The following is a 22,705-nucleotide window of genomic DNA, read 5'->3' on the forward strand; positions in this document are numbered from 1 at the left end:
TGAAACAATGAGAAACAGAGTGTTCAACCCGATCGGCACCGTCGCCCTGGTCACGGGGGCATCGAGCGGTCTGGGCGCCGGATACGCGCGGGAACTCGCCCAGCGCGGGGCCGATCTCGTCCTCACCGCCCGGCGCCAGGAGCGGCTCGAGGGACTCGCCGTCGAGCTGGCCGAGAAGTACGGCACCGTGTCGACGGTGATCCCCCTCGACCTGGCCGCCCCTGGCGGCGTCGCCGAGCTGGTCAACGACCTGCACTCCCGCGACATCACCATCGGCACGCTCGTCAACAACGCCGGCTTCGCCACCTCCGGCGACCTGGTCGACGCCGACCCGGCCCGGCTGGCCGAGGAGGTCTCGCTCAACGTGGCGGCCCTGACCGCGCTCACTCGCGCGCTGCTGCCCGACCTGCTCCACACCAGCCGGGCACAGCCGGCCAGCGCGGCACTGGTGAACCTCGCGAGCACCGCTGCGTTCCAACCGGTTCCCGGGATGGCGGTCTACGGTGCGACGAAGGCCTACGTGCTCAGCTTCACGGAAGCGCTCTGGTACGAAACCCGCGCTTCCGGCCTCAAGGTGACGGCGATCTGCCCCGGCGCGGTCGACACCGAGTTCTTCGAGGTCGCCGGGCGCAGGCCCGACTCTCGCCGTGCCCTGCTCACTGTCGCCGAGGTCATGCGTACGACGTTCGCGGCCCTCGACCGGGCGTCCACCCCGCCGCACGCCGTGAGCGGCCTGCGCAACACGGTGCTCGCCGGAGTGGCCGGTCGGCTCCCCCACCGCGCCGTCGTCAACGCCGTGGGCCGGATGAACCGTTCCGGTCCGACCGCCTGACCTCCCCCGGTCGCTGGTCGCCGCGCCCCAATCCGCAGGCCGCGCCCGCGCCCGCGGGCGCGCGCTGCCGAAACCGGCGCGGCAACGCGCTACTTGAGGCTCTTCTGCATCAGCACGGTGCCGAGCCACCGGTCGAACTTGAAACCGACCTTGCCCATCCGGCCGATTTCCTCAAAGCCGAAGTCGCGGTGCAGCTTGACCGAGGCATCCGCGCCCTGGTCGGCGATCACCGCGATGATCTCCTTGAGGCCGGCTGCCTTCGACCGGGTGATCAGTTCGCCCAGCAGCACCCGGCCGAGGCCCTTGCCGGTCGAGGCCGCGCCGAGGTAGATCGAGTTCTCGACCGTGAAGCGGTAGGCCCGCTTCTCTTTCCAGGGGCTGACCAGCGCGTAGCCGAGGATCTGGCCGGCCGGCGAGACGGCGACGACGAACGGCATCCCGAGCTTGCCGAGGTAGTAGAACTTGCTCCGCCACGCGGCGAGGGTCATCGGGTCGACGTCGAAGGTCACCGTGCTGTTGGCGACGTAGTAGTTGTAGATCTCGCGGATGTACGGCAGATCCGTGATCTGGGCCTCACGCATCGCGTATTCGAACGGCGCCTCGGGTGCCGGCTGCGGCCGGAGGTGTCTGGGCAGCTGTCGACGCGGCTGGTATTCCTCTTCAAGCACGTGTAACTCCTCACCCGGAAGCTTCCAGATTACCCGAGCGACCAGTCGACGGGAGCCGCCCCCGCCGCGAGGAGCATGTCGTTCGCGCGGCTGAACGGCCGGGATCCGAAGAAGCCCCGGCGCGCGGACAGCGGGCTGGGATGCGCCGACTCGATCACGGGCGTGTCACCGAGCAGGGGGCGCACCTTCGCCGCGTCCCGCCCCCACAGGATCGCGACCAACGGACGCCCCCGTGCGACGAGGGCGCGGATGGCCTGCTCGGTCACTGCCTCCCAGCCCCGGCGCCGGTGCGAACCGGTCACGCCTTCCTGAACCGTCAGCACCCGGTTCAGCAGCAGCACCCCCTGGTCGGCCCATTTCGATAGATCGCCGTTTCCGGCCGTCACCTCGATGTCGCCCCGCAGCTCCGCGGCGATGTTCTGGAGGCTGCGCGGCAGCGGGCGCACGTGTCGCTCCACCGCGAAGGCCAGGCCGATCGGATGCCCGGGAGTCGGATACGGGTCCTGGCCGAGAATGAGCACGGACACGGCGTCGAAGGGGTCCCGGAAGGCGCGGAAGATCGTGTCGACCGGAGGCAGCCAGGGGCGTCCCGCCGCCGTTTCCGCGCGGAGGAACCGGTCCATCTGGTCGATCTCGGCCGACACCGGTTCGAGCGCGAGGGCCCAGCCCTGGTCGATCGCCCCGGACAGGGCGAGCGTCTCCAGGCTGGTCGGGGGCACCCGCGGTCCGCTCAGGCGCCGAAGGTGCTGACGAGCACCCCGCCGTCGGCCTGGCTGACCCTCCACACGCTGCCGGCCCCGACGACGCCGAGCGCTCCGACGCCGACGATCAGGGCCGTGCTCTCGTCGATCGCCAGTCCGCCATCGATCAGGCCGGCCTCGGTGGCCGCGACCAGCCGGGAGAGCGTTCCCCATTGCGCCGCATGCACCTCGACGGTGACGTCGAGGAGCCCGATGCCCGGTTCGATCGTGATCTCGTCGAGGCCTTCGGCGGCATCCTGGGTGGTCACCTCGACCCCGCCCATCCGCCAGCCACCGATCAGGGCGCGTTCGGCCGCGATCATGGCACCGGCGGAAAAGCCGAGGTAGGGAATGCCCGCGGCCACCTGGCGGCGGATCTCGCCGGCGATCGGCGCGACCGCGGCGAGATAGGCGGGGGTGAGCCCGCCACCGATGACGATGCCGTCGACCTCGGAGACCGCGAGCAGCCCGGCGAGTTCGCCGTGGGCGAGGGTGGTGATCCTCGGTTCGAGTTCCCCGGCGGCGCCGATCGCGGCGACGAGGTTCGCCGCGTGTTCCGGGCCGTCGGCCTCGCGCACGGCGATGATCGCGATCAGGGGCGCGGTGCGGCCCTGGGCCACGCCGCGCGCAGTCGCTTCGACCAGGAACGGCCCGTAGACGGCCGCGTCGTGGGCGGGAGTCCAGCCGCCGCCGACCAGGTGCACGCTCACGCGCTCACCTCCATGGCTTCGGCGGCGACAACCAGCGGCAACGACGACCACGGGAACACGATCCAGCGGTCGGTCTCCCGCCAGGTGTAGTCGGGCACGAGCACCGTTCTCGGCTTGGTGTACAGGGTGGCGGTGCGCACCTCGGCGGCGGAGTCGCGCAGCAGGGCGACGACGAGGGCGAGGGTGTGCCCGGAATCGGAGACGTCGTCGACCAGGAGAACGCGCAGCCCGGCGAGCGCCGGGGCGTCGAGCATCGGCCCGGACAACACGGGCTCCGGCAGCCGCTCGTCGATGCCGGTGTAGAACTGCACGTTGATGCTGCCGCAGTTCTTGGTGCCCAGCGCGTAGGACATGGCCCCGGCGAGCAACAGCCCGCCGCGGGCGATGGCAATCACGACATCCGTCTGGTAGCCGCTGGCCAAAACCGACGCGGCCAGCGTGCGGGCCGCGTCGGCGAAGACATCCCATTCGAGGACTTCTCGTTGAATCCCGGTCAGGTCTGTGCCTGCGTCATGCGCGTCGAATGCCATTCATCAATGCTAGGTCACGAGACGGTCACGGAAGGTGCCGCTCCTCGTGACCGTTGTAGAGCGACAGTGGCCGGATGAGCGCATTCTCCGCGGTCTGTTCGATGATGTGAGCCGTCCAGCCGGTGAGCCGGGCCGCGACGAAGAGCGGCGTGAAGGTGAGGGTGTCGAATCCCATCAGGTGGTAGGCCGGGCCCGACGGGTAGTCCAGGTTGGGCAGGATGCCCGTGCGCGCCGTCATCGCCGCGGCGAGCGATTCGTAGAGGTCGAGCAGGTCGGGCCGGTCGTAGTGTTCGATCAGCGTGAGCAGGGCCGTGTACATGGTCGGCACCCGGGAATCGCCGTGCTTGTAGACCCGGTGCCCGAATCCCATCACCTTGTGCTTGGCGTCGAGGGTCTGCTTCAGCCAGGTTTCGGCCCGCCCGCCGGCACCCTGGCCCGCGCCGATCTCGTCGAAGATGTGCATGACGGCCTCGTTCGCGCCGCCGTGCAGTGGACCCTTCAGGGCGCCGATCGCACCGGTCACGGCGGAGTGGTAGTCCGACATCGTTGAGGTGATCACGCGCGCGGTGAAGGTGGACGCGTTGAAGGAATGCTCGGCGTACATGATCATCGACACGTCGAAGGCCTCGACGACGACGAGCTCGGGCACCTCGCCGAAGGTCATGAACAGGAAGTTCGCCGAGTAGCCGAGGTCGTCGCGGGGTTCGACCGGGTCCAGCCCGTGGCGGCGGCGCTGGTCGTACGCGACGATCGACGGCATCTGCGCCCACAGGCGCAGGCCCTTGGCCCGGTTGGCTTCCGGCGACGGGTCGTCGACCTGGGGGTCGTTGGCGCCGATCAGGCTCACAGCGGTGCGCACGACATCCATCGGGTGAGCCGTCATCGGCAGCTCGTCGATGACCCGGCGCACGGCCGGTGCGAGGTGCCGCAGCGATCGCTCCTGCTCCTCGAAGGCGGCCAGTTCGGTGTCCGTCGGCAGCTCCCCGTTCCAGAGCAGGTAGGCGACCTCCTCGAAGCTGCGCTGCGAGGCGAGCTCCTGCACGGGGTAGCCGCGGTAGAGCAGCGAGTTGGAGTCGGGGTTGACCTTGGAGACGGCCGTCCTGTCGACGACGACACCCGCGAGGCCCTTGAAAACCGTCGGTTCGTTCTGAGTCATGACGCTCCTTTGCGTTTCTACGAGGGGAGATGCGGGTTGAGGGTGAAGTTGAACACCCCGGAGTCGAAGTGGCTGTATGCCGGATAGTCGAGCAGATCGTACAGTTCCGCCCGGTGCTGCATCTCCGGCAGGAGGGACGTCAACGATCCTTCCGCCTCGATGGTATCGAGGCCGCGCTCGGCCGCGCCCATCGCCAGGCGCAGGAGCGAGACCGGGAAGATGACGATGTTCATCCCCACGTCGGCGAGCTGCTGCACGGTGAAGAGCTCGCCCTTGCCGAATTCGGTCATGTTCGCCAGGATCGGCACGTCCACGGCGGCCCGGATCGCGGCGAACTCGGCCAGCGACGCCATCGCCTCGGGGAAGATCGCGTCCGCGCCCGCGTCGACGAGTCCCTTCGCCCGGTCGACCGCGGCGGCCAGCCCGTCGACCGCTCGGATGTCGGTGCGCGCCATGACGAGAAAGTTCGGGTCCCGGCGGGCATCCACCGCCGCCCGGATTCGCTTGGCGGCAGTGTCGAAGTCGACGACCTGCTTGCCGTCGAGGTGCCCGCACCGTTTCGGGTTGACCTGGTCCTCGATGTGCATCCCGGCCAGGCCCGCGTCTTCGAGGGTCTGGATGGTGCGCGCCACGTTCATCGGTTCGCCGAAACCGGTGTCGGCGTCGACGATGGCGGGGAGGTCGGTCATCCGGGCGATCTGCTGGCTGCGCCCGGCGACCTCGGTGAGGGTGGTCAGTCCGATGTCAGGCAGGCCCAGGTCAGCCGAGAGCACCGCCCCTGAGATGTACACGCCCTCGAAGCCCTTGGCCCCGATCAGGCGGGCCGAGAGCGGGTTGAATGCGCCGGGGAAGCGAAGCAGTCGTCCACCGGCGAGCGCCGCCCTGAGCTCGGCGCGCTTCTGGGCCGGAGTAACGCTGGAGTACAGCATCAGAAGATTCCGACCGGGGTGGGGAGTGAGGTGAGCAGGCCGTTGGCGGCCACGATCGTGAGCTCGCCGAGTTCCTCGGCGGCCAGGCTGGGGAGGCGCTGGGCGGCGCTGAGGAAGCGCACGATCTCACCCTCCTCGAGCACATCGGCGGCGAGCACACGGAACTTATTGATGTACTCGGCGCGGCCGAACGGCTTGGCGCCGAGCGGGTGTGCGTCGGCGACCGCGAGCTCGTCCACGATCCGGGTGCCGTCGGCGAGCAGGATCTCCACCCGGCCGCCGAAGGCCTGCTCTGCCGGGTCGAGCGAGTGGTAGCGCCGGGTCCACTCTGGGTCCTCCGTCGTTCTCACCCGGTTCCACAGCGCGACCGTGTCGGCGCGACCGGCGCGCTCGGGCCGGTAGGAGTCGACGTGGTGCCAGCTGCCGTCCTGCAGAGCCACCGTGAAGATGTAGGGGATCGAGTGGTCGAGGGTCTCCCGACTGGCGGTCGGGTCGTATTTCTGCGGGTCGTTCGCCCCTGATCCGATCACGTTGTGGGTGTGGTGACTGGTGTGGATGACGATGGACTCCACGATGTCCCTGCCGTCCGGTCCCTGAGCCTGTCGAAGGGCAGGGTGCTCGCGGTGAAGTTTGCGGGCGAGGTCGATCAGCGCCTGGGCCTGGTATTCGGCCGAATGCTCCTTGGTGTAGCTGTCCAGGATCGCCCGCTTCGCCTCGCCGGCCTCCGGCAGGGACACGTCGTAGGCGGCACCCGGACCATCGAGCAGCCACGCGATCACGCCGTCTTCGCCCTCGTAGATCGGCGTCGGGCTGGTTTCGCCGCGCATCGCCCGGTCGACCGCCTCGACGGCCATCTTGCCGGCGAAGGCCGGCGCGTAGGCCTTCCAGCTGGAGATCTCACCCTTGCGGGACTGCCGGGTCGCCGTTGTCGTGTGCAGCGCCTGCCCGACGGACTGGAAGATCGTGGCCGGGTCGAGGCCGAGCAGGGTGCCGATCCCGGCGGCGGCCGACGGGCCGAGGTGGGCGACGTGGTCGATCTTGTGGGCGTGCAGGCTGATCGCCTTGACCAGGTCGATCTGCACCTCATACCCGGTGGCGATCCCGCGCACGAGGTCGCGCCCGGTCAGGCCCCTGGACATGGCGAGGTGCTGGGCCACGGCGACGACCGGCGGGATGTTGTCGCCGGGGTGCGAATACTCGGCGGCGAGGAACGTGTCGTGGTAGTCCAGTTCGCGTACGGCCACGCCGTTGGCCCAGGCCGCCCACTCCGGGGAGACCCTTCTCGAGCGCTGTGCACCGAACACGGTCGAGCCGACCCCGTTGAAGGAACGGGGGTGGGCCAGCGCCTGCGACCGCGCGGCGACCACGGGTCGCCGGGTCAGCGAGGCGGCAGCGACGGCCGCATTGTCGATGACCCGGTTGATGATCATCTCGGTCACCTCGTCGGTGACCGGCACCGGGTCGGCCGCGCATTCGGCGATCTTCCAGGCGAGCTGATCGGTTCGGGCCAGGTTTTCGTCGCTGCGGTGAACACGAACGTGATGTTGCTGCACGGTGGTTCCTTTCGGTTAGGCGACCGGGCCGGTCGGCTGCCCCTGGATCGCCGCGAGGACGTTCGTGAGGCTCTGCTGGAGGTGGACGTGGGTGGCGTGCGCCGCGAGCGAGGTGTCGCCGGCGATGATCGCGTCGATGATGAGCAGGTGCTCGGCCGCCGCGGAGCGCAGCCGGTCGGGGTTGCCCCTGGCCAGACGACGGATGCGAGCCAGGTGGGTGCGCACGGTGGCCAACGCTCCGACCAGGAAGGGGTTGGCGACGGCGGCGGCGACCGCATCGTCGAATTCGTCGATCAGGTCGTAGTAACGGTGCAGGCCCGTCTCGCCCTGCGCGAGCAGCGCGGGGGCGGCGAGGAACTGGTCTCGGAGGGCCAGGAAGACCGCGGGGTCCCGGCGGTCGGCCGCGATTCTGGCGGCGTGCTCCTCGAGCGCCCTGCGCACCTCGTAGAGCTCGCGGATGCTGTCGACGTTCATCTCGGTGACTATGAAGCCCCGTCCGGGGCGGCCGGCCACGAGGCCGTCGGCGATCAGTCGGGCGATCGCTGCCCGCAGCGGCGTACGGGAGACCCCGATCCGGGCCGATTGCTCGATCTCGAGCAGCCCGGTCCCCGGCGGCAGAATCCCGTCGAGGATCTCACCGCGCAGCTGGCGGTAGGCGCGCTCGCCGGCGCGCAGCGGGGCGGCGGGTCCCGCCGTTGGGGTTTCTGTATACACAGACCCCATGTTATTCCCTTTGAGGGGGTTTCGTGCAAGACTTCGAGCATTCTATGTATACATAGGAGCTTCAATGGGGAGGTTCACACATGACAAGCGACTCGACCGCCGGTTATCACCAGACCTGGCAGCGGAGCATCGATGCGGGCACTCGCGCCGAATTCTGGCTCGAGGCCGCAGGCGCCATCGACTGGATCACGCCACCCAGCGTCGCCCTGGAGGAACGCTCCCCCGGCGCCTGGACCTGGTTCCCCGACGGCGAGCTGAATACGAGCTTCAACGCCCTCGACCGTCATGTCCTCGCCGGGCGTGGTGATCAGACGGCCGTGATCTACGATTCCGCGATGTCGGGCACGCGCACCAGGATCAGCTACCTCGACCTCCTCGGTCGGGTGTCACGCTTCGCGGGTGTGCTCAGGGACAACGGGGTCGTCAAGGGTGACCGGGTGATCGTCTACCTGCCGATGATCCCCGAGGCCATCGTCGCGATGCTCGCCTGCGCCCGGATCGGCGCCATCCACTCCGTCGTCTTCGGCGGCTTCGCGGCCAGCGAGCTGGCCGTGCGCATCGACGACGCCCGGCCGACCGTGATCGTGACGGCATCCGGCGGTCTGGAGCCGGGCCGGGCGGTCGCGTATCTGCCGCTGGTGGAGCGGGCCATGGCCCAGAGCGCGGGATCGGTGCGGACCGTGATCGTGCAGGCCAGGGAGCTGATCCCGGGCAGCGCCGCCGACTACGCCGGGGCCGACGGCGTCGCCTGGCTGGATTGGGCGGAGGAGGAGCGGAAGGCCGAGCCGGCCGAGCCGGTGGCCCTCCGATCCGAGGACCCGCTGTACATTCTCTACACCTCGGGCACGACCGGGAATCCGAAGGGAATCGTGCGAGACAACGGCGGCCACGCCGTCGCCCTGGCCTGGTCGATGCGCAACATCTACGCGGCCGGCGTCGGCGACGTGTTCTGGGCCGCATCCGACGTCGGCTGGGTGGTCGGCCACTCCTACATCGTCTATGCCCCGCTCCTGGTCGGGGCGACCACCGTCATCTACGAGGGCAAACCGATCGGAACCCCGGATGCGGGCGCGTTCTGGCGCGTCGTCGAGGACTACCGGGTGAAGGTGCTCTTCACCGCACCGACCGCCATCCGTGCAATCCGCCGGGTCGACCCGGAGCTGCACGAACTCGAGAAGTACGACGTCTCCAGCCTGCACGGACTGTTCCTGGCCGGGGAACGCCTCGACCCGGAGACCTACCACTGGGCCAACGACGGCCTGCATTGCCCGGTCGTCGACCACTGGTGGCAGACCGAGACCGGCTGGGCGATCTGCGCCAACCCCCGCGGCATCGCCGAGCTCGAGACCAAACCGGGTTCGGCCACCTTCCCCGTGCCCGGCTACGACGTCGTCATTCTCGACTCGAAGGGACGGCCGGTCACCCGGGTCGGCAAGGACGGGAATATCGCCATCCGGCTGCCGCTGCCGCCCGGCAACCTGCTCGGCATCTGGGGAAGCGCCGAGCGCTTCGCCAGCGCGTATCTGGCGGCCTTCCCCGGTTTCTACGCCACCGGGGACTCCGGCCACTTCGACGACGACGGCTACCTCTACGTGATGGGCCGCACCGATGACGTGATCAACGTGGCGGGCCACCGCCTGTCCACCGGCTCGCTCGAGGAGGTGCTCACCATGCATCCGGCGGTCGCCGAGTGCGCCGTGCTCGGCGTACACGACGCGCTCAAGGGCCAGCGCGCGGCCGGTTTCGTCACGCTCAAGGCCGGCGCGTCGATTGACCACGACACCCTTGCGAAGGAGCTCGTCGGTCTGGTGCGCGAGCACGTCGGTCCCGTCGCGGCGTTCCGGGACGTGACCGTCCTCGACCGGCTGCCGAAGACCCGCTCCGGCAAGATCCTGCGCAAGACGATCCGGCAGATCGTCGACGGCGAGCCGTACACCGTGCCGCCCACCATCGAGGACCCGGCCACCCTCGAGGCGTTGAAGTTCGCCGTGCACGGCACCCAGCAGGACTGAGCCCTGCCCCCAGCCGGGGGGAGTAGCCTCATGGGCGGACCAGAGGACCGGGCCTAAGCCCGTGTCGAGCCCATGTCAAGAAGCAGGAGATTCCGATGAAAGCAGCACGTTTCCACGGCCAGAAGGACGTCCGGATTGAGAACATCGATGAGCCGGAAACCCGCAGCGGAACGGTGAAGATCGCCGTTGCCTGGTGCGGCATCTGCGGCACCGACCTGCACGAGTACCTCGAGGGCCCCATCTTCATCTCGGCGCCGGGCCACCCGCATCCGCTCTCCCACGAATCGCTCCCCGTCACTCTCGGCCATGAGTTCTCCGGAACCATCGAGGAGGTCGGCGACGGCGTCGAAGGACTCCACGTCGGGGACAACGTGGTCGTCGAACCGTACTTCGTCTGCGGCGAATGTCCGCCCTGCAAGGCCGGAAATTACCACCTGTGCGAAAAGATGGGCTTCATCGGCCTCGCCGGCGGCGGTGGCGGCCTGAGCGAGAAGGTCGTCGTCGACCAGCGTTGGGTTCACCCGATCGGTGACATCCCTCTCGACGAGGCCGCCCTGATCGAACCGCTCTCCGTCGCGCACCACGCGGTGGTCCGGAGTGGGGCGAAGGCCGGAGACGTCGCCATCGTCGGCGGCGCGGGACCCATCGGGCTCCTGACGGCCGCAATTCTCAAGAGCATCGGCGTGACCACGATCGTGTCCGAGCTCAGCGCTGCCCGCAAGGAAAAGGCTCGCTCCAGCGGCGTCGCCGACTACGTCATCGACCCGACGAGCGAGGACCTCAAGGCCCGCGTACTCGAGATCACCGGGGGCATCGGCACGGATGTCGCATTCGAATGCGCAGGCGTCAACGCGGTGCTCGACGCGATGCTCGACGCTCTGCGCCCGGCCGGGGTGCTCGTCAACGTCTCCATCTGGGGACACCCGGCCACCGTCGACATGCAGAAGATCGTGCTGAAGGAGATCGACCTGCGCGGCACGATCGCCTACGTGCGGGACCACGAGGACACCATCGACCTGGTGCGGTCCGGCAAGATCGACCTCAAGCCGTTCATCACCGGTCGGATCGCCCTGGAGAATCTGGTCTCCGAAGGGTTCGACACCCTGGTGAACCACAACGACACCGCGGTGAAAATTCTGGTTCACCCGTAGGCATCAGCCACGCACGCGTCAGTCTTTGGGCGCCAGCGGCCCCCGCGCGACCCGCGTCGGGGCCGCCTGGGCGACCGGCTTGATCGTGATCAGGTCCAGGTTCACGTGCGGCGGGCGTTCGACGCTCGACACGATCGTCTCCGCGATGTCCTCCGCGACGAGCGGATTCGGCACCCCGGCATAGGCGGCCGCGGCCTTCTCCGCGTCACCACCGAATCGGACCAGGCCGAATTCGTCGGTCTTGACCATCCCGGGGGCGACCTCGATCACCCGGATCGGCTCGCCGTTGAGTTCGAGGCGCAGCACCTCCATCAGGGCGTGCGCGGCGAACTTCGCCGCGTTATAGCCGCCACCGCCGAGGTAGGCGACGTGCCCGGCGATCGAGGTGACCGTGACGATGTCCGCGGAACCCCCATCCGTGCGGATCGCCGCCCGGAGCAGCGGCAGCACGGCGCTGGTGACTCGCTTGACCGCGAGTACGTTGATCTCGAACATCCAGGCCCAGTCCTCGATCGAGGAGTTCTCGACGCTGTCGAGCCCGAGCGCGCCGCCCGCGTTGTTGACCAGCGCGTGCACCGGCCCCGACTCCGCCAGGAAATCCCGGAGTGCATCGACGTCGGCCTGGCTCGTCAGGTCCGCCGTGAATACCGTGGCACCGGTCTCCGCGGCGAGCGCGGCCAGCCGGTCGGCCCGGCGGGCGACACCGACCACGTCCCACCCTTTTTCGCGGAACAGGCGCACCGTGGCGGCCCCGATTCCTGAGCTGGCACCGGTCACGACAACTCTTCTTGTACCCATTCCCCCATTCTGCTGGGACAATGGGTCCAATGAGTGCACGAGTCGCCGGCAGGCCCCATCAGAAGAAGCGACGAGTCCCCCTCTGGGACAACGCTCGCTGGATCGCCGTCACGCTCGTGGTGATGGGGCACGCGATCCTCAAACTCATCCACGGGTCGGACCTCGCCTACGAGGCCTACCTGTTCATCTACGCCTTCCACGTGCCGCTGTTCGTCGCGGTCAGCGGCTACTTCGCCCGCTCCGGCCCCCCTGGCACACGGCAGCTGCACCGGCTGCTCACCGACATCGTGTTCCCCTACGTCGTATTCGAGACGATCTGGACCCTTCTGCACTGGCTGCTCGGCGGCGATTTCACCCTCGACTACTCCAGCGCCTCATGGACGCTGTGGTTCCTGATCGCCCTGCTCGTCTGGCGCCTCATCCTGCCGTTCATGGTGCTGCTGCGCTACCCGTTACTGATCAGCATCCTGATCTCGATCGGGGCCGGCTACATCGCGTCGATCGACGGCACCTTCTCCCTCTCCCGAACCCTGGGCCTGCTCCCGTTCTTCGTCTTCGGCTGGAAGCTGCGCCAGTGGAAGCTCACCGCCCGCTGGCTCGCGCTCGGTGTCGGTGAGGCATGGCGCTGGCGGATCGGCGCGCTGACCCTGTTTTCGGCGCTCCTGGGCACGATCGCACTGAACATCGAGGCCCTGCGCACCCTGCAGATCCGTCAGTTCCTGCTCTACAGCGCCGCCTACCCGACGTTCGGCTACGACCAGCTCTGGGCCGGCGGCATCCGCCTCGGCCTGATGTTCCTGGCGTTCGCCCTGATCATCGCGTTCCTCGTGCTCGTGCCGCGCCGCACCACCTGGTTCACCGCGCTGGGGTCGGCCACGATGTACATCTACATGCTGCACAGTTTCGTGTTGTTCCCGCTCCGCGAATCCGGCGTGCTCGGCGGACCGCAGCCCGCCTGGGTACTGCCGGCGCTGCTGCTGCTCAGCGTGGCGATCAGCGTGTTCCTGTCGCTTCCGCTCGTCAGGCGCGTGTTCCGGCCGATCATCGAACCTCGGGCGCGCTGGTTGTTCCGCAAACACGAGTCCACCCACACCGGAACCATCGTGCTGCCGCCGTTGGACCCGCCGGCGGAAAAGGACTGACCGGGCCGGCGCCGCGTGTGACGCCGTGTTTCACGGCCCGTTGCCCCCCTCCGGGCCGATGCCTAAACTCGCACCCAGAGCGATGGACGGTCCACGCTCGTCGAGGATTATCAGGGAGACCACCTCATGAGCGACAACGCGAAAGCCTGGAAGTTCGAAACCAAGCAGGTGCACTCCGGTGCCCAGCCTGACCCCACCACGAACGCCCGCAACACGCCGATCTACCAGACCACGTCCTACGTCTTCAATAACGCCCAGCACGCCCAGAATCTGTTCGCCCTGGCCGAATTCGGCAACATCTACACCCGCATCATGAACCCGACCCAGGCGGTCGTCGAGGAGCGCGTCGCCGCGCTCGAGGGCGGGACCGCCGCGCTGCTGCTCGCGTCCGGTCAGGCCGCATCGACCTTCGCGGTGCTGAACATCGCCGAGGCCGGCGACCACATCGTGTCCTCCAGCTCCATCTACGGCGGAACCTACAACCTCTTCAAGTACACGCTGGCCAAGCTCGGCATCGAGACGACCTTCGTGGAGAACCAGGACGACGCGGCCGAGTGGGCCCGCGCGGTGCGCCCGAATACGAAGCTCTTCTTCGCGGAGACCATCGGCAACCCGAAGATCAACGTGCTCGACATCTCCCTCGTCGCCGGCGTCGCGCACGAGGCCGGCATTCCGCTGATCGTCGACAACACGATCGCAACCCCCTACCTGATCCGCCCCTTCGAGCACGGCGCCGACATCGTCATCCACTCGGCGACCAAGTTCCTCGGCGGCCACGGCGCGGTCATCGGCGGCGTCATCGTCGACGGCGGCAGCTTCGAATGGTCCAGGAACGTCGCGAGGTTCCCCGGCCTGACCGAACCGGACCCGTCGTACCACGGGGTCAGCTACACCGGCGCCGTCGGCGACCCGATCGCGTACATCATCAAGGCGCGCGTGCAGCTGCTCCGCGACCTCGGCGCCGCGATCGCCCCGGCGAGCGCATGGCAGCTCATCCAGGGCATCGAGACCCTGAGCCTGCGCATCGAACGTCACGTGCAGAACGCCCAGGACATCGCCGAGTGGCTGGAGAACCACCCGGACATCGCCTCGGTCAACTACGCCGGCCTGCCGACGAGTCCCTGGTACGCCGCCGCCAACAAGTACGCCCCCAAGGGCGTCGGCGCTGTGCTCTCCTTCGAGCTCAAGGGCGGGGTGGATGCCGGCCGCGCCCTGGTCGACAACCTCGAGCTGTTCAGCCACCTGGCCAACATCGGCGATGTGCGGTCGCTTGTCATCCACCCGGCATCGACCACGCACGCGCAGCTCACGCCGGAGCAGCAGCTCACCGCGGGCGTCACCCCCGGCCTGGTTCGCCTCTCCGTCGGCATCGAGAACATCGCCGACCTCAAGGCCGACCTCGAGCTCGGCCTGGCGGCGGCGCGCGCGGTCGTGGAGGCATCCCGCGCCAACGCTTAACATCAGCGTCCCGACGGAGATCCCGCCCTGATCGGGCTGATCTCCGTCGGCGTCGTTAACCGGTGAGGTTCGTGCCGGTGGCGTAACAATGACAGCGGGCAGGCAATCACCCGCCAGAATGAGGGCGTATGGAATGGCAATTCTCCGCAGATACGGTCCCGTCGAGCTTCGTCACTGAGGCTCAGGCGCGCTCGCTCCTCGGCAAACCCCCCGCCACCGGCGCGTGGCGTGACGGTGACCCGATTGGTGCCCGCCGGTTCCTCGACGTCGGCCCGCTCCGCTTCGAGGCCGGCGGCAGCCTGGGCGCCGTGCGCGTCGCCTACGAGACCTGGGGCGAGCTCTCCCCCACCGGCGACAACGCCGTGCTCGTATTGCACGCGCTGACCGGCGATAGTCACCTGGTCGGTCCCGCCGGCACCGGGCACGTCACCGCCGGCTGGTGGGGCGGAATCGTCGGTCCAGGCCTCGCCATCGACACCGACCGGTGGTTCGTGGTGGCACCGAACATGCTCGGCGGCTGCCAGGGCAGCACCGGTCCGGCGTCACTTGCCCCCGACGGCAGCGAGTGGGGCACCCGCTTTCCCTACCTCACCATCCGGGACCAGGTCGCGGCGCAAGTCGCGTTCAGCGACCGCCTCGGCATCGACCGCTGGGCCGCCGTCATCGGCGGATCCATGGGCGGGATGCACGCCCTCGAATGGGCGATCGAGGAGCCCGAGCGCGTTGAGCGCCTGGCCGTCCTCGCCGCACCGCCGGTGACGACGGCCGACCAGATCGCCCTGAACTCGGTGCAGATCGAGGCCATCCGCTCCGACTCGCTCTTTCGCTCCGGCGACTACTACGACGCAGACGACGGCGACGGTCCGACCCGCGGCCTGGCCCTGGCCCGCCGGATGGCGCTGCTCAACTACCGCAGCCCGGCCGAACTGAACCTCAGGTTCGAGCGCGGCTGGCAGAGCGGAATCAGCCCGCTGGGAGCGGGCGGCCGGTTCGCCGTCGAGTCCTACCTCGACTTCCACGGCAACAAGTTCACCCGTCGGTTCGACGCCAACAGCTACATCACCCTCGTGCAGGCGATGGACTCGCACGACGTCGGTCGCGGCCGCGGCGGCGTCGCCGCCGCCCTCGCCAGGGTGAGCGCCCGATCCGTTGTGGTCGGCATCGACAGTGACCGGCTTTTTCCGGTCGCCGGCCAGCGCGAGATCGCCCGGCACCTGCGCGACAACCTCGATGGCACCGACCCGGTCGTACTCGAGTCGGGGTACGGGCACGACGGCTTCCTGATCGAGACCGAGGCCATCGGAGCCCAGCTGACCCGCCTCCTCGGCCAGCCGTCCGGGGGTTGACCCTAAAAGGGGCACGGTCCGGATATGGTGCTTCTTAGGCAGTACGAGGGATAATCCAGGCGACATGCAACGAATTCACAAAGAGCGCGACCGCCTTCTCCGGCGAGCCGCTCGACTGGCCGGGCTCTCCGGGTCGATCGCGGTCGTCGTCGTCATGCTGGTTCCGGGCGGCTTCAGCCTGACCCTGCTCGGCCGCTGTCTGCCGGCGCTTCTGCTCATGGTCACCGGACAGTACCTGCTCGGCCGCTCGGGCCGGATGCGCTGGGTGGCCCTTGTCGTGCTCGCCGGGGTGGGGATGATCCTCCTGATCGGCTTTTCCGAACCTCGGACCTCCGGCCTGAACCTGGTCGAGGAGACCGCGATCGGCGCCCTCGCCGCGACCGCGATGAGCTCCGTCGCGCTCGTCCTGGTCGTAACCGTCCGGCGGATGATTGCCCTGTTCACGGCGTTCGCCGCCACCCTGGCCGGCGTCTTCGCCACCACGATCTCCTCTCCCGCAGCGATCGTCACCCTGACCATCACCATCTGCGGCTGGTTCGCGGTCGCGCTCGCCGGCTGGTGGGTCGCCCAGAGCGTGCCCAGGGTGATGCAACGCATCGCCGCGATCGGACGCGCCCACCTGGCCGAACGACACGCCAGCGAACTCGAGGCCCAACGCCGGCAGGATGCCAGGCTCCTGCACGACACCGTGCTCGCCACCCTGACCCTGCTCGCCCACTCCGGTGTCGGTGTCAACCCCTCCGCCCTCCGCCAGCAGTCCGGCGACGATGCCCGGCTGCTGCGGCAATTGCGCCTGGGTGGCCTGCCGACGCCACGCCGCTCCGGCGTCTACACGCTCGAACCCGCCACAGCGTCCACACTCGGCAACACCCTCGAATCCGTCAAGCAACGGTTCGGCCGGATGGGGCTGGACGTTGACTGGCACGGCAGCGGCCAGGTGCTGTTGCCCAGCGACGTCCTCGACTCCTTCCTGCTCGCACTCGGCGAATGTCTCGAGAACGTGCGGCGCCACGCCGGGGTCGCGCGGGCCGACGTGACGATCACCGATGACGACACCACCGTGCGCGCCATGGTCACCGACGCCGGCGTCGGTTTCGATTTGCTCGGGGTGAGCGCCGAGCGCCTCGGCTTCGCCGAATCCGTCGTGGCCCGGCTTCGGGACGTCGGCGGTAATGCCCGGCTGTTCTCCTCGCCCGGCTCCGGCACGACCGTGGTGCTCGAGGTCCCCAAGTGACCGGCCCCGGCCTCGCCGGTGTCCGGATGGACGAGCTCCGACCGTCCGGTGCGAGCCGTCGGGACCTTCGCCAGAAGGAGGAGCAGGACCGCCAGGACCGTCGACGCACCTTCCGCCGCCCGGTGCGCACCATCGAGACCACCCGGGCGAACCAGAGCGGCCTGGGCGGCAGGCACCTCGGCATCGGCCTGTCCTTCAGTGGCGGATTCATCGCCCTGTTCCTGTTCTGGCGCTTCATGATCCAGTGGTACGACTATCCGCTTCCCCTGCCGAGCCTCGCGGCCTGGGCGCTGCTGACGGCCACGACCGTGCTCGCCCTGGTCACCGCGCAGAGATTGTCGGCACGCATGCCGGACTGGCTGTTCGCCGCGGCGCTGGCGTGTGGCGGCATCGTGGTTGTCCTCGACCTGGCCGGTTCGCGCGACACCGGCGACGTGGCGGTCTACCCGACCGCCGCCGCGGCCGTCGGCTCCCTGCTGATCGCCCTCGTTACCGTGCGCCGGGGCAGGGACGTCATCGGCGCGGCAGTGGTGTTCGGCGCGGTCCTGTTGGTCGGGGCGCTCACCGAGGTGCGTCCGGACCCGTTCACTCTCGCGCCCGACCTGATGACCATCGTGCTGGCCGTCCTGCCGCCGCTGCTCGGCGTCGCCATCGTGCGCTCCTTCCGCCGCATGGCCCAGCGGGAGCTCGACCTGGTGCTTGTCCAGAGCACGGTCTCGCAGCCCCAGTTCGCGGTGGGCATGCTCGCCTCGGAGGAGCTCGCCCGGATCGACCTCGACGCGGAGACTCTGCTCGACGACGTCGCCCAGGGCCGTTCCGTGCTTCCGCTCGGCGCCGAAAAGTCGACGACGGCCGCCACCCTCGCCACCCAGTTGCGCCTGCACCTGATCCAGGGACGACGGGAAACCTGGTTGCACCACGCGATCGCCGAGTCGGAGTTCCTCGGGCCGTCGGTGAACCTGCACGATCCGGCCGGTCTCGCCGGTCTGCTCGATCCGGCCCAGCGCGACGCCCTGCTCCGCACGATTTGGCTGCTGATCAGTGACACGAGCCGTGCCGAGGCTTCGGTTTCGCTCTCGCTCGGCCCGATCAGGCCCACCCACGGCGTCCGGGCGCGCCAGAAGTTACGATTTCCGATCGAATTGACCACCACGGGTGTGCCACGGCGCCGTGTCGACCCCGAGACGTGGCAAGCTATCCGAGTAGTGGGTCCTCACATCGATTCCAGCCAGGACGGGAGTCTTCGGGTGGAAATCGAGTGCAGTATCGACAATCCCGCGGATGCGTGAGGTCTTCGACAGAAGACCGTCGGGCTTACCGTTCGCGTGCAATGGCAGTAGGAGGCAGCAATGACGAATATCTCAATGTCGAAGATCGCAGCGCCGAGCAGGGAAAACCCCATCCGCCTCGCGTTGGTCGATGATCACCGGATGCTCCTCGGCGCGCTCACCGAGTGGATCAGAGGGGCCGCGGACGACATCAACATGGTCGCCGCCGTCACGACCTGGCCCGAGCTGCTCACTCACCCCGAGTTCCCCGTCGACGTCGTTCTCCTCGACCTCGACCTCAAAGACAACATCCCGGTCTCGCTGAAGATCTCCACTCTCAAGACGGCCGGAGTCAAGACCGTGCTGATGAGCACGTATTCCGAGCCCGGCCTGGTCCGCGAAGCGCTGGCCGCCGGAGCCCTCGGCTATCTCGTCAAGAGCGAGGAAGCGACCATGATCGTCGAGGCGATCCGAGCGGCCTACGACGGTGACTCCTTCATCTCGGCCGAGCTGGACGAAGCGCTCAGCGCCGGAACCGGCGGAGGGTCTCCCCGGCTGAGCGCCCAGGAGCGCCGGGTCATGGCCCTCTACGGCGCCGGTGAGCCGGTGAAGGCCGTGGCCCACCAGCTCGGCATCTCCGAGGAGACCGCGAAGTCTTACCTCAAGCGCATCCGGGAGAAGTACCGTCTCGCGGGCTTCGACGTCGGCACCAAGGTGGCACTGCGCAAGCGCGCCATCCACGACGGCATCCTCCTGCAAACCGACTAGACGCCCGGCTACCCGGCCGGGACGATCGTGATCGACTCGGTGGTCGGCGCCGCGGCTGCGTCCAGTGCCGCCTCGAGCCGCTCGACCTTGCTGGTCAGCTCGCCGGTCCGGCCGGGCCGGATGTCCGCCTTGAGCACCAGGGACACCCGCGGCCCCCACGCGCCGACGGCCTCGGTCGCCGCCTTGACCACGGCGAACACCTCGTCCCAGTCGCCCTCGATGGTCGTGAACATGGAGTCCGTGTGATTGGGCAGGCCGGATTCCCGGACGACCCGCACCGCCGCGGCGACGGCATTGTGCACGGAGCCTTCGGCGTCGTGGCCGCCTGATGGTGCGACCGAGAATGCGACGAGCATGGGGGTTCTCCTTCTGATCGGGATCCAGGCGGTCAGGCGCGGGAGCCGGAGCGCCAGAGCTGCCGCAGCGCCCACCCGAGAAGCACGAACTCGAGCAGGTTACGTACCGACAGCACGAGCACCATGAATGGGGCGGCGTCGAGCAGCCACCCATACAGATAAGGGTAGACGAGCTGGGTGAGGGCGGCGATGACCAGGAGGAGAACGGCAGGTAGTCGCCAGGCGCGGCCCCGCACCAGCAGCCCGAGGATGACCGGCGCGGCGAGCCAGCCGACGAATTGGGGTGAGCCGACCTTGTTGACCAGGATCAGGGTCAACACCAGTGCCAGCACGAGCGGCGGGTAGAGCCGGTCCCAGTCCGCGCCCCGGCGACGGGCGAGCCAGCCGAGCAGCAGGATCGCGGCCACCGCGAGCACGAGCAGGGGGGTCATCAGGACGATGACGATCCCGGTTCCGGTGCCGATGATCTGGTAGGTGAGGATCTGGTGGTCGTAGTAGATGAAGCTCCCGGGGATCCCCAACGCCGCCTGCCAGAGCCAGATCCCGGCGACGGGAGATTCGATCTGGATGCCCCGATCGGTCTGCTGGCTGACGAAGCTGAACACGTGTGCACCGCTGCCGAGACCCAGCGCCGCGGCGACGATCGCCGCGCTGGTGCCCAGGAAGACGGCGAGCACCCGCCACCGTGCTCTCGCCACCACGAACAGGGCCGCGATCATGGCGACCGGCCAGATCTTCACCCAGGTGGCAGCGGTGAGCAGCACCGTCGCGGCGATCGGCCTCGTCCGCACCCAGAGCACCGCGACGACCGCCATCGCCGCCGTGACAGCGTCGATCCTGGCCAGGGCGATCGGTCCGAGCAGCAGCAGGAAGGCCAGCCACCAGCCGGCGGCCAGGAGCGCACGCCGGTTCCGCCCCCGCCCGAGTAGAAACGCGAAGGCGACTCCGTTGAGCAGGACGACGATGCCCAGCCAGGTCGCAGCGAAGAGAGCCCGGCCGAACGTGAGCGAGGCGAGGATCGGCACGAAGGCGAGGATCGGGTAGACGAATCCGGTGTCGATGCCGACGATTGTGTGGCCGACCACCGCGCCCGTGGCCCAATCCGCGTAGACCTTCTCCACATCGCCGAGCGGCCAGCCCGGAGCGAGGAAGCAGAGCGCAACGAGCACAAGGTGCACGAGGGCGAAGCCGACCCAGAGCAGCGCCCGGGGCGCGGCCGCGTGCCGAGCGACGGATTCCGGCACGCTCAAATCACCCACCTTGCTCGTGGCCATCCTCGATCAGGCGGTCGTCGCCGCCCGACGCCCGCCACCCGCCGGGGCCAGGAGCGCCGCGATCGTGGCGGGCACGGCCTCGGCCACGTCCAACGCGGTGATCGGGCCGCCGGCCGACGCGCGCACCGCGGCGAGCGCGTGCACCAGCGCCGCGGTCGCGGCCAGGGCGGCGAGGGCGTCCGGATCCGTGTCGATGGCGGCGGAGTGGGTGGCGAGCAGCGCGCCGAGGATTCCGGCCAGCACGTCTCCCGAGCCGGCCGTCGCCAGCCAGGCCGGCGCCCCGGTGACGCTCAGGCGGGCGCCGCTCGGCGAGGCGACGAAGGTGACGGAGCCCTTGAGCAGCACCGTGACGCCGAGGTCGGTCGCGGCCCGGCCGGCCCACTCCCCCGGTGCGGCAGCGATCTCGGCCGCGGTCACCGTTTTGCCGCGCCGACTGAGCAGCCCCGCCAACTCTCGGAAGTGCGGGGTGACCACGGTGGGGCCGCCGGCGTGTTCGATCAGGTCAAGCACCCCGGCATCACACACGGCCGGCAGCCCGGAAGCGAGGGCCTCAACCAGCGCCGTGGCCGTCGCATCGTCGCGGGTGCCGGCATCCATGCCGGAGCCGAGCAGCCAGGCCTGGACCCGGCCGGGCACGGTGACGACCTCCGGCCGGCGTTGCAACACCAGGTTCGTCGCCCGGCGCGGTCCCCGGTAGCGCACCATGCCGACGCCGGCGCGCGCGGCGGCCTCGACCCCGAGCACGGCCGCTCCCGGGTACTGCCTGGACCCGGTGTGCACGCCGAGAACGCCGCGGCTGTACTTGTCATCGACCGGCTGGGGAACATCGATCCACGCCCGTGCGTGGCGCTCGTCCCACTCCAACCATTCCAGCGGTTCGCTCATGCACTCACGATAGGTTGTTTTGGAGAGTTCCGGGACGCACGACCGGGCGACCATACCGACTCATTGGGGATACCGTGGCCACTGCCGCACTGTTCGAACCGCTTTCTCTCCGCGGCGTCACGTTCCGCAACCGGATCTGGGCGGCCCCGATGTGCCAGTACTCGATCGAGGCGAAGGACGGGGTTCCCCGGGACTGGCACCTCGTGCACCTGGGCCAGCTGGCATCCGGCGGCGCCGGCCTCGTCGTCGCCGAGGCCAGCGCGGTCAGCCCGGAGGGCCGGATCTCCGACGCGGACACCGGCATCTGGAACGACGAGCAGGCCACGGCCTGGGCGCGAATCGTGGGCTTCATTCATTCGCAGGGCGCCGTGGCCGGCATCCAGCTCGCCCACGCCGGACGGAAGGCGTCGACGTGGCCGGCCTGGGGTCACGACGAGCACGGCACCATGCCGGTGAGCGCCGGCGGCTGGGGCACCGTGTCGGCGTCGGCGGTTGCGTTCCCCGGCTACGACCCGCCCGTTGCTCTCGACACGGCCGGCCTGCGTCACGTCGTCGCCGACTTCGCGGCGGCCGCCGGGCGAGCCATCGGCGCCGGCTTCGACCTCGTCGAGATCCACGCGGCGCACGGCTACCTGTTGCACCAGTTCCTCTCCCCGCTGAGCAACCGGCGCACCGACGAGCACGGCGGCTCGCTGGAGAACCGTGCCCGGCTCCTGTTGGCCGTTGTGGCGGCCGTCCGCGGCGCGATCGGCCCGGACCATCCTCTGTTCGTGCGGTTCTCCGCCACCGACTATGCACCGGACGGCTGGAACGAGGCCGACACGGCCACGGTCGCCGGCTGGGCGGCGGAGGCCGGAGCGGACTTCTTCGACATCTCCTCCGGCGGCAACGTCACGGGGGTGAGCATCCCGGTCGGGCCCGGCTACCAGGTTCCCCTGGCCCGCCACGTGCGGGCGGCGGCGGATGTCCCGGTGAGCGCGGTGGGGCTGATCACCACGCCTGAGCAGGCCGAACAGATCGTGGCCTCCGGCCAGGCCGACGCGGTCATGCTGGGCCGGGAGCTGTTGCGCGACCCGCACTTCCCGCTCCGCGCCGCGCACGAGCTCGGCGTCGGCGTGGACTACTGGCCGCCGCAGTACCTCCGTGCCAGGTGGCCGGAGGACTGAGCCGCC

The 22,705-nt window shown here is 69.2% G+C and carries 22 protein-coding genes; 10 read left to right on the plus strand and 12 right to left on the minus strand.

The annotated features are described in order from the left end of the window. Positions 1 to 7 precede the first annotated feature (7 nt). On the plus strand, positions 8 to 832 hold the full coding sequence (locus QMG61_RS08655; RefSeq protein ID WP_283493940.1) for an SDR family NAD(P)-dependent oxidoreductase: 825 nt from the start codon (positions 8 to 10) through the stop codon (positions 830 to 832). A gap of 89 nt (positions 833 to 921) precedes the next feature. On the opposite strand, the gene QMG61_RS08660 is transcribed toward QMG61_RS08655, so the two are convergent. The 8 genes from QMG61_RS08660 to QMG61_RS08695 are packed head-to-tail and all read right to left on the minus strand — an operon-like array spanning position 922 to position 7,832. After that, positions 922 to 1,500, minus strand: a complete 579-nt coding sequence (locus QMG61_RS08660) for a GNAT family N-acetyltransferase (protein WP_283493941.1) — start codon at positions 1,498 to 1,500, stop codon at positions 922 to 924. Between the two features lie 29 nt (positions 1,501 to 1,529). Continuing rightward, a complete protein-coding gene (locus QMG61_RS08665; RefSeq protein WP_283493942.1) occupies positions 1,530 to 2,219 on the minus strand; it encodes a uracil-DNA glycosylase in 690 nt (229 codons plus the stop codon). 11 nt (positions 2,220 to 2,230) lie between these two features. Beyond that, positions 2,231 to 2,950 (minus strand): Type 1 glutamine amidotransferase-like domain-containing protein, encoded by a 720-nt coding sequence (locus tag QMG61_RS08670; RefSeq protein WP_283493943.1) that lies wholly within the window; start codon positions 2,948 to 2,950, stop codon positions 2,231 to 2,233. Continuing rightward, complete coding sequence (locus QMG61_RS08675; protein ID WP_283493944.1) at positions 2,947 to 3,480, minus strand: phosphoribosyltransferase; 534 nt, start codon at positions 3,478 to 3,480, stop codon at positions 2,947 to 2,949. Before QMG61_RS08675 ends, QMG61_RS08670 begins: the two co-directional genes overlap by 4 nt. Positions 3,481 to 3,505: 25 nt before the next feature. Further along, positions 3,506 to 4,636: a bifunctional 2-methylcitrate synthase/citrate synthase gene (locus QMG61_RS08680; RefSeq protein WP_283493945.1), complete on the minus strand. Its 1,131-nt coding sequence runs from the start codon at positions 4,634 to 4,636 to the stop codon at positions 3,506 to 3,508. Positions 4,637 to 4,653: 17 nt separating this feature from the next. Then, entirely contained in the window at positions 4,654 to 5,565 is a 912-nt protein-coding gene (prpB, locus tag QMG61_RS08685; protein WP_283493946.1) for a methylisocitrate lyase, read from the minus strand. After that, positions 5,565 to 7,118, minus strand: coding sequence for an MmgE/PrpD family protein (locus QMG61_RS08690; protein ID WP_283493947.1), 1,554 nt, complete (start codon positions 7,116 to 7,118; stop codon positions 5,565 to 5,567). Before QMG61_RS08690 ends, prpB begins: the two co-directional genes overlap by 1 nt. Before the next feature lie 15 nt (positions 7,119 to 7,133). After that, on the minus strand, positions 7,134 to 7,832 hold the full coding sequence (locus tag QMG61_RS08695) for a GntR family transcriptional regulator (RefSeq protein ID WP_283493948.1): 699 nt from the start codon (positions 7,830 to 7,832) through the stop codon (positions 7,134 to 7,136). An 89-nt stretch (positions 7,833 to 7,921) separates the two neighbouring features. Here QMG61_RS08695 and QMG61_RS08700 point away from each other — a divergent pair, with 89 nt between their 5' ends. Together QMG61_RS08700 and QMG61_RS08705 are read left to right on the plus strand one after the other, a co-directional pair. Next, complete coding sequence (locus QMG61_RS08700; protein ID WP_283493949.1) at positions 7,922 to 9,853, plus strand: AMP-binding protein; 1,932 nt, start codon at positions 7,922 to 7,924, stop codon at positions 9,851 to 9,853. A gap of 95 nt (positions 9,854 to 9,948) precedes the next feature. Then, a complete protein-coding gene (locus tag QMG61_RS08705) occupies positions 9,949 to 11,004 on the plus strand; it encodes a 2,3-butanediol dehydrogenase (RefSeq protein ID WP_283493950.1) in 1,056 nt (351 codons plus the stop codon). An 18-nt stretch (positions 11,005 to 11,022) separates the two neighbouring features. Here QMG61_RS08705 and QMG61_RS08710 read toward each other — a convergent pair whose 3' ends face one another. Continuing rightward, positions 11,023 to 11,802, minus strand: a complete 780-nt coding sequence (locus QMG61_RS08710; RefSeq protein ID WP_283493951.1) for an SDR family oxidoreductase — start codon at positions 11,800 to 11,802, stop codon at positions 11,023 to 11,025. 29 nt (positions 11,803 to 11,831) lie between these two features. Between QMG61_RS08710 and QMG61_RS08715 the strand changes: the two genes are divergently transcribed. The 6 genes from QMG61_RS08715 to QMG61_RS08740 all read left to right on the plus strand — a co-directional run bounded on the left by QMG61_RS08715 (position 11,832) and on the right by QMG61_RS08740 (position 19,018). After that, positions 11,832 to 12,944, plus strand: a complete 1,113-nt coding sequence (locus QMG61_RS08715; RefSeq protein WP_283493952.1) for an acyltransferase family protein — start codon at positions 11,832 to 11,834, stop codon at positions 12,942 to 12,944. Between the two features lie 126 nt (positions 12,945 to 13,070). Next, positions 13,071 to 14,402, plus strand: coding sequence for a bifunctional o-acetylhomoserine/o-acetylserine sulfhydrylase (locus tag QMG61_RS08720; RefSeq protein WP_283493953.1), 1,332 nt, complete (start codon positions 13,071 to 13,073; stop codon positions 14,400 to 14,402). 128 nt (positions 14,403 to 14,530) lie between these two features. Further along, positions 14,531 to 15,748 (plus strand): homoserine O-acetyltransferase MetX, encoded by a 1,218-nt coding sequence (gene metX, locus QMG61_RS08725; protein ID WP_283493954.1) that lies wholly within the window; start codon positions 14,531 to 14,533, stop codon positions 15,746 to 15,748. A 64-nt stretch (positions 15,749 to 15,812) separates the two neighbouring features. Beyond that, positions 15,813 to 16,982 carry a sensor histidine kinase gene (locus QMG61_RS08730; protein ID WP_283493955.1) on the plus strand — a complete coding sequence of 390 codons (1,170 nt, stop codon included), beginning with the start codon at positions 15,813 to 15,815 and terminating at the stop codon, positions 16,980 to 16,982. Further along, entirely contained in the window at positions 16,979 to 18,271 is a 1,293-nt protein-coding gene (locus QMG61_RS08735) for a hypothetical protein (RefSeq protein WP_283493956.1), read from the plus strand. The genes QMG61_RS08730 and QMG61_RS08735 overlap by 4 nt, the downstream gene beginning before the upstream one ends. Before the next feature lie 60 nt (positions 18,272 to 18,331). Then, positions 18,332 to 19,018, plus strand: coding sequence for a response regulator (locus tag QMG61_RS08740; RefSeq protein ID WP_283493957.1), 687 nt, complete (start codon positions 18,332 to 18,334; stop codon positions 19,016 to 19,018). Between the two features lie 8 nt (positions 19,019 to 19,026). Here QMG61_RS08740 and QMG61_RS08745 read toward each other — a convergent pair whose 3' ends face one another. Genes QMG61_RS08745 through QMG61_RS08755 form a run of 3 tightly spaced genes read right to left on the minus strand, consistent with a single transcriptional unit; the run spans position 19,027 to position 21,533 of the window. Further along, positions 19,027 to 19,374 carry a thiamine-binding protein gene (locus QMG61_RS08745; protein WP_283493958.1) on the minus strand — a complete coding sequence of 116 codons (348 nt, stop codon included), beginning with the start codon at positions 19,372 to 19,374 and terminating at the stop codon, positions 19,027 to 19,029. Positions 19,375 to 19,406: 32 nt separating this feature from the next. Next, positions 19,407 to 20,618, minus strand: a complete 1,212-nt coding sequence (locus QMG61_RS08750; RefSeq protein ID WP_283493995.1) for a glycosyltransferase 87 family protein — start codon at positions 20,616 to 20,618, stop codon at positions 19,407 to 19,409. 36 nt (positions 20,619 to 20,654) lie between these two features. Next, complete coding sequence (locus tag QMG61_RS08755; protein WP_283493959.1) at positions 20,655 to 21,533, minus strand: ADP-dependent NAD(P)H-hydrate dehydratase; 879 nt, start codon at positions 21,531 to 21,533, stop codon at positions 20,655 to 20,657. Between the two features lie 74 nt (positions 21,534 to 21,607). Here QMG61_RS08755 and QMG61_RS08760 point away from each other — a divergent pair, with 74 nt between their 5' ends. Further along, entirely contained in the window at positions 21,608 to 22,699 is a 1,092-nt protein-coding gene (locus QMG61_RS08760; protein ID WP_283493960.1) for an NADH:flavin oxidoreductase/NADH oxidase, read from the plus strand. Positions 22,700 to 22,705: the final 6 nt, after the last annotated feature.

The organism is Cryobacterium sp. PH31-AA6 (genome assembly GCF_030063195.1).
Taxonomy (GTDB): Bacteria; Actinomycetota; Actinomycetes; order Actinomycetales; family Microbacteriaceae; genus Cryobacterium.